The 11,603-nt window shown below is 44.1% G+C and carries 12 protein-coding genes and 4 tRNA genes; 15 read left to right on the forward strand and 1 reads right to left on the reverse strand.

Going from position 1 to position 11,603, the window contains the following annotated elements; all coding sequences use genetic code 11:
• Positions 1 to 409: 409 nt before the first annotated feature.
• Positions 410 to 1,576: a methionine aminotransferase gene (locus tag KU392_RS05760; RefSeq protein ID WP_217734832.1), complete on the reverse strand. Its 1,167-nt coding sequence runs from the start codon at positions 1,574 to 1,576 to the stop codon at positions 410 to 412.
• A 321-nt stretch (positions 1,577 to 1,897) separates the two neighbouring features.
• On the opposite strand from KU392_RS05760, the gene mnmG reads away from it, so the two are divergent.
• The 15 genes from mnmG to rplL all read left to right on the forward strand — a co-directional run bounded on the left by mnmG (position 1,898) and on the right by rplL (position 11,489).
• Positions 1,898 to 3,811: a tRNA uridine-5-carboxymethylaminomethyl(34) synthesis enzyme MnmG gene (mnmG, locus tag KU392_RS05765; protein ID WP_169292878.1), complete on the forward strand. Its 1,914-nt coding sequence runs from the start codon at positions 1,898 to 1,900 to the stop codon at positions 3,809 to 3,811.
• An 8-nt stretch (positions 3,812 to 3,819) separates the two neighbouring features.
• Positions 3,820 to 4,473, forward strand: a complete 654-nt coding sequence (gene rsmG, locus KU392_RS05770; RefSeq protein ID WP_169292877.1) for a 16S rRNA (guanine(527)-N(7))-methyltransferase RsmG — start codon at positions 3,820 to 3,822, stop codon at positions 4,471 to 4,473.
• Positions 4,474 to 4,476: 3 nt separating this feature from the next.
• A complete protein-coding gene (locus KU392_RS05775) occupies positions 4,477 to 5,295 on the forward strand; it encodes a ParA family protein (RefSeq protein WP_217734833.1) in 819 nt (272 codons plus the stop codon).
• Positions 5,285 to 6,268, forward strand: coding sequence for a ParB/RepB/Spo0J family partition protein (locus KU392_RS05780; protein WP_217734834.1), 984 nt, complete (start codon positions 5,285 to 5,287; stop codon positions 6,266 to 6,268). Before KU392_RS05775 ends, KU392_RS05780 begins: the two co-directional genes overlap by 11 nt.
• A 106-nt stretch (positions 6,269 to 6,374) precedes the next feature.
• A tRNA-Tyr gene (locus tag KU392_RS05785) sits at positions 6,375 to 6,460 on the forward strand.
• An 88-nt stretch (positions 6,461 to 6,548) separates the two neighbouring features.
• Positions 6,549 to 6,622: transfer RNA gene (locus KU392_RS05790), tRNA-Gly, on the forward strand.
• Positions 6,623 to 6,659: 37 nt separating this feature from the next.
• Positions 6,660 to 6,734: transfer RNA gene (locus tag KU392_RS05795), tRNA-Thr, on the forward strand.
• 45 nt (positions 6,735 to 6,779) lie between these two features.
• Positions 6,780 to 7,970, forward strand: a complete 1,191-nt coding sequence (gene tuf, locus KU392_RS05800) for an elongation factor Tu (protein ID WP_217734835.1) — start codon at positions 6,780 to 6,782, stop codon at positions 7,968 to 7,970.
• A 74-nt stretch (positions 7,971 to 8,044) separates the two neighbouring features.
• Positions 8,045 to 8,120, forward strand: a tRNA-Trp gene (locus tag KU392_RS05805).
• A gap of 39 nt (positions 8,121 to 8,159) precedes the next feature.
• Positions 8,160 to 8,540, forward strand: a complete 381-nt coding sequence (secE, locus tag KU392_RS05810) for a preprotein translocase subunit SecE (RefSeq protein WP_169295675.1) — start codon at positions 8,160 to 8,162, stop codon at positions 8,538 to 8,540.
• A gap of 10 nt (positions 8,541 to 8,550) precedes the next feature.
• Positions 8,551 to 9,084 carry a transcription termination/antitermination protein NusG gene (gene nusG, locus KU392_RS05815; protein ID WP_169295674.1) on the forward strand — a complete coding sequence of 178 codons (534 nt, stop codon included), beginning with the start codon at positions 8,551 to 8,553 and terminating at the stop codon, positions 9,082 to 9,084.
• Positions 9,085 to 9,141: 57 nt separating this feature from the next.
• Positions 9,142 to 9,576 carry a 50S ribosomal protein L11 gene (rplK, locus tag KU392_RS05820; protein ID WP_014752666.1) on the forward strand — a complete coding sequence of 145 codons (435 nt, stop codon included), beginning with the start codon at positions 9,142 to 9,144 and terminating at the stop codon, positions 9,574 to 9,576.
• The gene (rplA, locus tag KU392_RS05825; RefSeq protein WP_169295673.1) at positions 9,576 to 10,271 is read left to right on the forward strand and encodes a 50S ribosomal protein L1; all 696 of its coding nucleotides are present in this window, start codon (positions 9,576 to 9,578) and stop codon (positions 10,269 to 10,271) included. Before rplK ends, rplA begins: the two co-directional genes overlap by 1 nt.
• 229 nt (positions 10,272 to 10,500) lie before the next feature.
• On the forward strand, positions 10,501 to 11,025 hold the full coding sequence (rplJ, locus tag KU392_RS05830) for a 50S ribosomal protein L10 (protein WP_169295672.1): 525 nt from the start codon (positions 10,501 to 10,503) through the stop codon (positions 11,023 to 11,025).
• Between the two features lie 80 nt (positions 11,026 to 11,105).
• Complete coding sequence (rplL, locus tag KU392_RS05835) at positions 11,106 to 11,489, forward strand: 50S ribosomal protein L7/L12 (RefSeq protein ID WP_169295671.1); 384 nt, start codon at positions 11,106 to 11,108, stop codon at positions 11,487 to 11,489.
• Positions 11,490 to 11,603 lie beyond the last annotated feature (114 nt).

The following is an 11,603-nucleotide window of genomic DNA, read 5'->3' on the forward strand; positions in this document are numbered from 1 at the left end:
TACTTTAACATAAATCCCAAAAGGTAATTTCAACATCTTAAGCCAAACGACATCGATAAATCGATTAAATGCATTCATTCCTAAGACAATAAAAAACGGCTTGGAATCGTTTTACAACCCTTCCCTTCAGAAATCATAAAAAACAGGGTTTTATCCTGTTTTTGCAAAAAAACAGCTGTGGATAACTACTATGAGCATGAAATGTGAATAACTTTTGTATGAAAAGTGAAGAACAAGATCTCAAATTTTGACGCTAAATCTTGTTCAACTTTATCCAATGCTAAAAATAGCTGAACTCAACAAGCAAAAAACAGCATAAAACCCTGTTTTCAATGAAAAAAACAGGGTTTCAATACTTATCCACAGAGCATCTAGTTCTTAATCAGTTATATATAAAGAAAAATAATAACTAAATAGTACTTAGCACTTGCAACGCTTTTTCCAAAGTTTCATTTTTCTTTGCAAAACAAAATCGAACCAAATTATTGTTAGAAGTCAAAGCTGAAGAATCTTTATAAAATGCAGAAACCGGAATCAGCGTAACACCATGTTTTTTTGTCAATTCTGTAGCAAAATCCAATTCATTGATCAATGAGATCTCACTATAATCAGCCAGCATGAAAAAAGTACCTTCACTCTTGATCGGTTTGAAACGGGTATTTAATAACCCGTTATAAAGGTAATCATGTTTTTTCTGATAAAAATCGGACAAATTTAAATAAGTGCCGGGATCTTTCATAAATTCGGCAAAAGCATGCTGCATGGGTGAGCTGACAGTAAAAACCACGAACTGATGAATTTTCCTGAATTCTGCAGTCAAGGCTTTAGGTGCGCTGCAATATCCTACTTTCCAACCAGTGGTATGGTAAGTTTTGCCAAAAGATGAGATCACAAATGAACGGCTGGCTAAAAATTCTCGAGTAGATAAACTTAAAAATGGTCTATGACCAAATACAATATGTTCATAAACCTCATCTCCGATCAAAAATATTTCTTTATCTTTGATTAAATCCTCAATAGCATCCAGATCAGAAGATTTCAATGTAAGCCCGGTTGGGTTGTGAGGAAAATTCAGAATAATCAACCGGGTTTTTTCAGTAATGGCATCCTTCACTTTTTGCCAATCAATCGAGTAAGCAGGATTATCCTGGGAAGGAGGAGTCAGGGAAACAAATACCGGGATGCCACCGGCTAATTTTATGCATGGCACATAAGAGTCGTAACATGGTTCGATCACAATCACTTCATCACCAGCATGAACAATGCTCAGTATCGAAGACATCAAAGCCTCAGTGGCTCCATTGGTTACGGTTATTTCTGTATCGGGATTGTAGTTATGTGAATAAAGTTGATTTATTTTATCTGCAATGGCAATTCGTAACGCTGGTATGCCAGGCATATGTGGATACTGGTTATGTCCATTTATCATTGCCTCATTCACCAATGAAACCAATTTTTCATCAGGATTGAAATCCGGAAATCCTTGTCCCAGATTAATTGCATTATGCTCATTGGCCAACTGGCTCATGATAGTAAAAATGGTTGTTCCAACGTCAGGTAATTTTAATTTAATCATTTTATTCACAGTTTTTGTATAACAATTTGAAGCTATATAAATTTTATCAACAAGGCTATAATCCTTATTATGCCTTATTGTAGAGAATGTTATTAACATTTCATACAGACTTGTACATGCTTTTTCATTATATTATTAACAAAGTTATCCACAGAGCTTTGTTTTGTTCCACGTGGAACAGCCTCAAAACAATCTTGCCTAAAGATTTTTCGCTTTCCAACAGATAAAAACCAAAATAACTGAAATTTTTGCAAATGTTCCACGTGGAACATTTGTTCTGGATTTATAATCAACTATTGCTATTTTTTTATTAGAAATAAAATGGATTACCCAAACGAGTTTGATGTGATAGTAGTGGGTGGTGGTCATGCTGGAACAGAGGCTGCTTTAGCTTCTGCCCGCACTGGTGCCAAAACATTATTACTGACACATAATATTGAAACCTTAGGTCAAATGTCTTGCAATCCTTCAATTGGAGGGATTGGTAAGGGGCACCTGGTAAAAGAAATTGATGCGCTTGGTGGTGCAATGGCACTGGCAGCAGATGAGGCTGGAATTCAATTCAGAATATTAAACAGCTCAAAAGGACCTGCCGTACGTGCAACAAGGGTGCAGGCAGACAGGGTGCTGTATCGACAAGCCATACGTACCCGGCTTGAAAATCAGGAGAACCTCTGGTTGTTCCAACAGGCTGTTGATGATCTGATTGTTGAGGGTGATCGGGTAGTTGGCGCGGTAACGCAAATTGGTCTTAAATTCAGATCACGTGCTGTGGTGTTAACAACGGGCACATTTTTGAATGGGCTTGTTCATGTTGGGTTGAAGAATTATTCTGCAGGTCGTGCCGGTGATCCTCCGGCCATCAGTCTTGCCCATAGATTAAAAGAGTTGAAGCTTCCTCAGGGACGACTTAAAACCGGAACGCCTCCACGTATAGATGCCAGAACAATTGATTTTTCCAATTTGATTGAGCAGCCTGGAGATCTGGATCCAATACCTGTTTTTTCATATATGGGGAATGCGCAAATGCACCCCCGGCAGTTGCCTTGCTGGATTACTTATACTAATGAGAGAACCCATGAAATTATCAGGGGTGGGCTGGACAGATCTCCCATGTATACGGGAGTGATTGATGGTATTGGACCACGCTATTGTCCTTCAATTGAAGACAAGGTACATCGTTTTGCGGACAAGAATTCACACCAGGTGTTTCTGGAGCCTGAAGGTTTGACAACCAATGAAATCTATCCGAATGGAATCTCAACCAGTTTGCCTTATGATGTACAACTTGAATTGGTACATTCTTTGCCAGGTCTTGAAAATGCCCATATTCTTCGCCCTGGTTATGCCATTGAGTATGATTATTTTGATCCACGTGGATTAAAAAGCAACCTGGAAACAAAAAGCATTAATGGTTTGTTTTTTGCCGGGCAAATTAATGGAACTACCGGATATGAAGAAGCCGCAGCGCAAGGTTTGCTGGCAGGCCTGAATGCTGCCTTGCAGGTGAAAGGTGAAGCTCCCTGGACGCCACGACGTGATGAAGCTTATTTGGGTGTTCTTGTTGATGACTTGATTACCAAAGGTGTCACCGAACCCTATCGAATGTTTACTTCAAGGGCTGAATACCGTTTGAGTTTGCGTGAAGATAATGCCGATTTCAGGTTAACGGAAATCGGACGAAAGTTGGGTGTGGTACCAGATGACCGTTGGGAATTCTTTAGCCGAAAAAGAGATAATGTGAATGCTGAAATAAAACGGCTGGGTGGCGTCAGGGTTCATCCTAAAACGTTTACCGATGAGCAGGCGCAAACGCTCTTGGGTAAGTCACTTGAACGGGATTACACTTTGGTCGATTTGTTGAAAAGACCGAACGTTAATTACAAAGATCTTGTCAGTGCGATTACTGTCAATGGGGAAACGCTTCATTCAGATATTGAGCTGTCTGAATCGGAAATTGAACAGATTGAAATCCAGGTTAAATATGCCGGTTATATAAATAGGCAGCAGGAAGAAGTACGCCGTCAAAGCACTTATGAGGATCAAAAAATTCCCGTTGACTTGAATTATGATGAAGTGGGAAATTTGTCTTTTGAGGTCCGGCAAAAACTCAGGGAAAGCCGACCTGAAACAATTGGCCAGGCAGGGCGGATTTCAGGTGTCACACCGGCAGCCATTGCATTGTTGCTGATTCATATAAAACGAATGCAATATTCCGATTCAAAAAAGGCATAAGCGTAGTAATGAGTGATTCAAAAAAAAGCCTGTTTGATGCAGCCAGGCAACTCGGGCTTGAAATGAGTGAGGAACAGGCGCAAGCATTGCTTATGTATATAGAGCAGATGCAGCGTTGGAATAAAACCTACAATCTGACGGCATTGAAAAATAAAGAACAAATGCTTGTTCAACATATTTTTGACAGTCTGTCTGTGGTAATGCCGTTAAGAAAAAAACTGGCAGGCAGAAAAACAGTGAATGTACTGGATGTAGGTTCGGGTGGTGGTTTGCCTGGCATTGTCCTGGCTATAATGAATGCCACGTGGAACATTTGTTGCATAGATGCGGTTGAGAAAAAAACCGCTTTCGTGCGTCAGATGTCGGGTGTATTGAAACTACCCAATCTATCTGCACAGCATATTCGCATAGAACAAAGAACCGAACCACAAGTGGACTTGGTTATTTCAAGAGCATTTGCATCCTTGGCTGATTTTGCGTCTTTGGCTGGCAAGCATGTGGATGCATCCGGTTATCTGGTTGCAATGAAAGGGCATTATATTCAGGATGAAGTAAATGAATTGGTATCCAGAACCGAATGGGAAGAGGCGTCACATGAAACGCTTGAAGTTCCGGAACTGGATGCAAAGCGGTGTTTAATCTGGCTGCAGCGTAAAGGGTAGGTCATGGGGAAAGTTGTAAATTCAATTAAGATTTTTTGTATCGCCAATCAAAAAGGCGGGGTAGGTAAAACAACCACGGCAATCAATCTTGCCGCCAGTCTGGCATCACACAAGAAAAGGGTCCTTTTGATAGATTTGGATCCACAGGGTAATGCCACCATGGGAAGCGGTATAGATAAGAATAATTTAAGCTTAAACATATATCAGGTTCTCATTGGAGAAGCGGGTATCGATGAGGCCAGGATACGTTCAGAAAGTGGTGGCTATGATGTATTGCCAGGAAACCGTGAACTATCGGGAGCCGAAATTGATCTGGTGCAAATGGAGAACCGTGAACATCAGTTAAAGCAGGCCATTGATAAAGTAGCGCAAGAATATGATTATGTGCTGATTGACTGTCCACCCACCTTGTCGCTGTTGACGTTAAATGGTCTTTCATGTGCAAATGGCGTAATTATTCCAATGCAATGTGAATATTTTGCACTTGAAGGATTATCGGATCTGGTCAATACCATAAAACGGGTACATAAAAACATCAATCCCGAATTGAAGATGATAGGATTGTTGCGCGTAATGTTCGATGCACGGGTGACTTTGCAGCAACAGGTTTCGGAACAACTGGAATCACACTTTGGTGATCGTGTTTTCAAAACAGTTGTTCCTCGCAATGTAAGGCTGGCAGAAGCGCCAAGTCATGGTTTGCCAGGGATTGTTTATGATAAGTCTTCACGTGGTGCCAAGGCTTATATGCAATTTGGCGCTGAAGTCATTAAACGCGTGAAAATGATGGATAAGGAAAACGGAAATAGAAATGGCAATTAAACCAACGGCAAGTAAAACAGCAACCAAGGCAGCAGGTAAAACAGCCAGCAAGACAGCGGTAAAAAAAACCAAGGGTCTGGGGCGTGGCCTTGCTGCATTGTTGGGAAATGATATTAATGTCCTGGAAGATATCAGAAATGAGGAGCCGGGCAAATCAGTCCAGCAGCCTACAGTCATTCAGATAGGCAAATTGCAGGCCGGCAAATATCAACCACGAACCCGGATGGATGAAGGTGCCTTGACGGAGTTGGCCGATTCAATCAAAACCCAGGGAATCATGCAGCCGATTTTGGTTCGTCCCTTAAAAGATGATCCAGAAGGCAAATTTGAAATTATTGCGGGTGAGCGGCGTTATCGGGCCGCAATCCTAGCGGGCCTTAAAGAAGTTCCTGTCCTGGTTCGTGAAGTTGCCGATGAAAATGCGGCCATCATGGCGCTTATTGAAAACATCCAGCGCGAAGACCTTAATCCACTCGAAGAGGCCCAGGGTGTGAAGCGTCTTATTGATGAATTCAGCTTTACGCATGAACAGGCCGCACAGGCAATTGGGCGTTCCCGTTCCCTGACCAGCAATTTATTGCGACTGCTGAATCTGGCTGAACCGGTGCAAACCATGTTGCTGGCCGGAGACATTGATATGGGACATGCCCGGGCTTTGCTGGCGGTTGATGCGGCGACACAGATTCTGCTGGCAAACCAGGTGATTGCAAGAAGTTTATCGGTTCGTGAAACAGAAAAACTGGTCAAGCAAACCATTGAAGGTGAAAATAAAAAATCAGCCGGTGTTGTCAAATCCGCTCCTGATCGGGATCTGGTTCGGCTTGAAGAGGCATTGTCTGATCATTTGGGTACCAAAGTTGTTCTCAAGGTCGGTGCAAAAAACAAAGGTCAGCTCATGATTGATTTTCATAGCTGGGAGCATTTGAATTCGTTATTGGAAAAACAGGGATTGTCATCACTCATCGAGCATTAAAGAGTGTGTCAAATTAGAATTCAACAAAAAAACCACTTTTAGTTGGTTTTTTGTTGAAGAGCACTTGACGCATCTAAAATATATGTGCATAATTACACATTCTCTGGGTGGAGTGCCCGAGTGGCTAAAGGGGGCAGACTGTAAATCTGTTGGCTTGCGCCTACGTTGGTTCGAATCCAACCTCCACCACCAGAGAGCCTAATTAAAAATTATTTGTTCTTTGTGATGGCTATGTGATATCCGTTAAACAATAACAAATAATGGGTCAAGCGAAAGATCCGCGGGTGTAGCACAATGGTAGTGCAACAGCCTTCCAAGCTGATGACGAGGGTTCGATTCCCTTCACCCGCTCCAGACTTGCCGGTAACCTCAATCGGTAAGCACAGAATTCGCCCAAGTGGCTCAGTGGTAGAGCACTCCCTTGGTAAGGGAGAGGTCGCGGGTCCGATTCCCGCCTTGGGCACCATGTAAACTTTGTTATTAATTCCAGCACCATCATCAGGAGTCGGTCATGGCAAAAGGTAAGTTTGAACGTACCAAACCGCACGTAAACGTAGGTACGATCGGTCACGTGGATCACGGTAAAACAACATTGACAGCAGCGATTTGTACTGTTCTGTCAAAAGAGTTCGGCGGTGAAGCGAAAGACTACTCACAAATTGACGCAGCTCCCGAAGAAAAAGCACGCGGTATTACCATCAACACTTCACACGTTGAGTACGAAACTGAAGAGCGCCACTACGCACACGTTGACTGCCCAGGACACGCTGACTATGTTAAAAACATGATCACCGGTGCTGCCCAGATGGACGGTGCGATCCTGGTTTGTTCAGCCGCTGACGGCCCAATGCCACAAACCCGTGAGCACATCCTGTTGTCACGTCAGGTGGGTGTTCCTTACATCATCGTGTTCCTGAACAAAGCCGACATGGTTGATGATGAAGAGTTGCTGGAACTGGTTGAAATGGAAGTTCGCGAATTGCTGAGCAAATACGACTTCCCCGGTGATGACACCCCTGTGATCAAGGGTTCAGCCAAACTGGCTCTGGAAGGCGATGAAGGCCCATTGGGTAAACAAGCCATTCTGGAACTGGCCAAAGCCCTGGATACTTACATTCCTACACCTGAGCGTGCCGTTGACGGTACATTCCTGATGCCTGTTGAGGACGTGTTCTCTATTTCCGGTCGTGGTACTGTTGTAACCGGCCGTATCGAGCGCGGTATCATCAAGGTTGGTGAAGAGATTGAAATCGTGGGTATCCGCGATACCGTTAAAACCACTTGTACCGGTGTTGAAATGTTCCGCAAACTGCTGGACGAAGGTCAGGCTGGTGATAACGTAGGTCTGTTGCTGCGTGGTACCAAGCGTGAAGACGTTGAGCGTGGTCAGGTATTGGCCAAACCCGGTTCAATCAAGCCGCACACCAAATTTTCGGCAGAGGTCTATATTCTGTCCAAAGAAGAGGGTGGTCGTCACACACCATTCTTCCAAGGTTACCGTCCTCAGTTTTACTTCCGTACAACGGACGTAACCGGTACCATCACTTTGCCAGCTGACAAAGAAATGGTTCTGCCAGGCGATAACGTTTCCATGGACGTTGAGCTGATTGCACCTATCGCGATGGAAGAAGGTCTGCGTTTCGCGATCCGTGAAGGCGGCCGTACTGTTGGCGCCGGTGTTGTTGCTAAAATCGCTGCTTAACAGTTAATATGGCAGTATGGGTAGTACGGTGTACTACCCAGATTTCCGTGAGTCATTACGGAAATTAAAACATTAGGGGTATAGCTCAATTGGCAGAGCGTCGGTCTCCAAAACCGAAGGTTGTAGGTTCGATTCCTACTGCCCCTGCCACCTTATTATGGCGCCGCGAAAAAAAGGCTGCTCAAGCAAATGTCAAACAGTAGTGTAGAAACCATCACCCAACCTGCAGATAAAGCCAAAATTGTTATGGCAATAATTGTTGTTGCTGCGGGTATATTTGCGTATTCGTTTTTCAGTGATTTAAATGCGTATGCGCGAGTCGGTATTTTTGTTGGCAGCTTGGTCATTGCGGCTCTGCTGGTATGGTTCAGTGAGCCTGGCAAGCGCATCATCAGTTTTGCCACCGGCTCTTACAATGAATTAAAACGCGTAATATGGCCAACCAGAAAAGAAACCATTCAAATGACGGGTATTGTATTTGCCTTCGTCAGTGTCATGGCTCTTTTCCTGTGGATTGTAGATAAGGTTTTAGGTTGGCTTATCTATGGCGTGGTATTAGGCTGGAACTAAGGACAAGCAAATGAGTAAACGTTGGTACGTTGTGCATGTCTATTCTGGCATGGAAAAAAGTGTTCACAAAGCTTTGCTCGAAAGAATCGAGCGTGCTGGCTTGCAAACTTCATTTGGTCGCATTTTGGTACCCTCAGAAGAGGTCATTGAAGTCAAGGGCGGTCAAAAATCCATCACAGAACGTCGTATTTTCCCGGGTTATGTCCTGGTTGAAATGGATCTTACCGATGAGACATGGCATCTTGTAAAAAATACAAACCGTGTTACCGGGTTTTTGGGTGGATCAGGCAATAGGCCAACCCCTATTTCCGAAAAAGAAGTTGAGAAGATCCTGTCTCAAATTGAAGAGGGTGGTGAAAAACCCCGTCCGAAAATATTGTTCGAAGTTGGTGAGACACTGCGCGTTAAAGAAGGTCCTTTTGCCGACTTTAACGGTAATGTTGAAGAAGTCAACTACGAGAAAAGTAAAGTGCGTGTCAGTGTTACGATTTTTGGTCGTGCCACTCCCGTGGAACTGGATTTCAGTCAGGTCGAAAAGGTCTGATTTTATTAACCCGGGGAGCAATGTTTTTATTGCGCTATTACCCGTTAGGAGCTAAAAATGGCGAAAAAAATCGTCGGCTTCATCAAGCTGCAAGTGCCAGCTGGTAAAGCTAATCCATCACCTCCGATTGGTCCTGCATTGGGTCAACGTGGTCTGAATATTATGGAATTCTGCAAAGCGTTCAATGCCAAAACACAAGGCATGGAACCTGGCTTGCCAATTCCAGTGGTGATTACTGCTTTTGCAGACAAATCATTCACTTTCATCATGAAAACCCCACCAGCTACCATTCTGATCAAGAAAGCAGCTGGTATCCAGAAAGGTTCAGCACGTCCGCATACCGACAAAGTTGGTACATTGACACGTGCACAGGCTGAAGAAATTGCCAAAACCAAAGAGCCAGATCTGACTGCTGCGGATTTGGACGCAGCTGTTCGCACGATCGCTGGTAGCGCACGTAGCATGGGTATCACAGTTGAGGGTGTAAACTAATGGCTAAGTTATCTAAACGCGCTGCAGCAATTGCAGAAAAAATTGATCGCACCAAACTGTATCCTGTTACAGAAGCCCTGACCCTGGTCAAGGAAACTGCAACTGCCAAATTCGATGAGTCCATCGACGTGGCTGTTCAACTGGGTATTGATCCCAAGAAATCAGACCAGTTGGTTCGTGGTTCAGTTGTATTGCCTGCGGGTACCGGTAAAACCGTACGTGTAGCAGTATTCGCACAAGGTGAAAAAGCTGAAGCCGCTAAAGAAGCAGGTGCTGATATCGTGGGTATGGAAGATCTGGCTGACCAGATCAAGTCTGGTCAATTTGACTTCGATATCGTGATTGCCTCACCCGATACAATGCGTATTGTTGGTGCTCTGGGTCAGATCTTGGGTCCTCGTGGCCTGATGCCAAACCCTAAAGTAGGTACTGTAACCCCTGACGTGGCCACTGCTGTTAAAAACGCAAAAGCCGGTCAGATCCAGTATCGTACTGACAAGGCTGGTATCATTCATGCAACGATTGGCCGTGCTTCTTTTGGTACAGAACAATTGCAGGAAAACCTGGCAGCCCTGATTGATGCTTTGAACAAAGCACGTCCTGCTAGCTCTAAAGGTGTTTACCTGCGTAAAGTGGCTGTGTCATCCACAATGGGTGGCGGAGCCAAGGTCGAGATTGCCTCTTTGGCAGTCTGATTATAAAGAACTTTGGGCTGTGTCTGGTCGTGCACCAGACACTGCTGTCAAAGACCGTTGGAGTCGGATAAGCGGTTTATATCTGACTTAATCCCGGGAAGTTTCCGGATCCAACGTAGACGGCGTCCCATGGAAGAATTCTATTCAGAGCTCTACCAGAGGTACGCCGCATATGGTTGACGCAATTGGGAACCGTTCCCACCGCGTCTTTAGATGGAGTGTTCAAACCGTGAGTCTCAATCGTAATGAGAAAGCGGCAGTAATTGAAGAAGTATCGGCACAGGTTGCCAATGCTCAATCTATTATTGTTGCTGAGTACCGTGGTATTGACGTCGCTTCTGTCACCGTATTGCGCAAAACTGCACGTGAATCTGGTGTGTATCTGCGTGTTCTTAAAAACACGCTTGTACGTCGCTCAATTGCCGGCACGCCTTTTGAAGGTTTGACCGATAAATTGACAGGTCCCCTGATCTATGCGGTCAGTGCTGATCCTGTAGCGGCTGCAAAAGTACTCTCTACATTCGCCAAAACCAATGACAAAATCGTTCTGAAAGTTGGCTCATTGCCAAACAATCTTTTAGACGAAAATGGCATTAAAGCATTGGCAACAATGCCTTCTCGTGAAGAGTTGCTGGCGAAACTGTTGGGTACCATGCAAGCACCTGTTGCACAATTTGTGCGTACGCTTAATGAAGTTCCAACCAAGTTCGTTCGTGGCCTTGCTGCCGTGCGCGATCAAAAAGAAGCGGCATAAGGCAAGCTTCATTGGATCTTTTTTAAAGACTAAGCGATACAAAACCCTGGCATTAAATTTATTTATTTGGAGTTCTTAAAATGGCTTTAAGCAAAGCAGAAATTCTGGACGCAATCGCTAGCATGACAGTGCTGGAATTGTCCGAACTGATCACAGAAATGGAAGAGAAATTTGGCGTTTCTGCAGCAGCAGCTGCAGTAGCTGTAGCAGCACCTGCTGCTGGTGGCGACGCTGGTGCAGCAGCAGCTGAGCAAACTGAATTTACAGTTTTCCTGGCTGAAGCAGGCGCACAAAAAGTTAACGTTATTAAAGCAGTTCGCGAACTGACAGGTCTGGGCCTGAAAGAAGCAAAAGAACTGGTTGACGGTGCTCCTAAAGCTGTTAAAGAAGGCTTGTCTAAAGCTGAAGCTGAAGAAGCCCAGAAAAAGCTTCAAGAAGCTGGCGCTAAAGTCGAACTTAAGTAATCTTTACTTAATGTTACCCGGAGTGGCTTTTGCTACCTCCGGGTTTTTGCGCTTTCAGGAAAGACGTGCTTTATTGCATTAAAATTAGTGCTACATTAATAAAAAGCCGTTTTT

It is taken from the genome of Advenella alkanexedens (assembly GCF_019132845.1).
In the GTDB taxonomy this organism is placed as follows: domain Bacteria; phylum Pseudomonadota; class Gammaproteobacteria; order Burkholderiales; family Burkholderiaceae_B; genus Advenella; species Advenella alkanexedens.

What these genes read in the sequence shown, in the direction of transcription:
- KU392_RS05760 (WP_217734832.1), bottom strand. Translation starts at nt 1,576, where the DNA reads ATGATTAAATTAAAATTACCTGACGTTGGAACAACCATTTTTACTATC.
- mnmG (WP_169292878.1), top strand. Translation starts at nt 1,898, where the DNA reads ATGGATTACCCAAACGAGTTTGATGTGATAGTAGTGGGTGGTGGTCAT.
- rsmG (WP_169292877.1), top strand. Translation starts at nt 3,820, where the DNA reads ATGAGTGATTCAAAAAAAAGCCTGTTTGATGCAGCCAGGCAACTCGGG.
- KU392_RS05775 (WP_217734833.1), top strand. Translation starts at nt 4,477, where the DNA reads ATGGGGAAAGTTGTAAATTCAATTAAGATTTTTTGTATCGCCAATCAA.
- KU392_RS05780 (WP_217734834.1), top strand. Translation starts at nt 5,285, where the DNA reads ATGGCAATTAAACCAACGGCAAGTAAAACAGCAACCAAGGCAGCAGGT.
- tuf (WP_217734835.1), top strand. Translation starts at nt 6,780, where the DNA reads ATGGCAAAAGGTAAGTTTGAACGTACCAAACCGCACGTAAACGTAGGT.
- secE (WP_169295675.1), top strand. Translation starts at nt 8,160, where the DNA reads ATGTCAAACAGTAGTGTAGAAACCATCACCCAACCTGCAGATAAAGCC.
- nusG (WP_169295674.1), top strand. Translation starts at nt 8,551, where the DNA reads ATGAGTAAACGTTGGTACGTTGTGCATGTCTATTCTGGCATGGAAAAA.
- rplK (WP_014752666.1), top strand. Translation starts at nt 9,142, where the DNA reads ATGGCGAAAAAAATCGTCGGCTTCATCAAGCTGCAAGTGCCAGCTGGT.
- rplA (WP_169295673.1), top strand. Translation starts at nt 9,576, where the DNA reads ATGGCTAAGTTATCTAAACGCGCTGCAGCAATTGCAGAAAAAATTGAT.
- rplL (WP_169295671.1), top strand. Translation starts at nt 11,106, where the DNA reads ATGGCTTTAAGCAAAGCAGAAATTCTGGACGCAATCGCTAGCATGACA.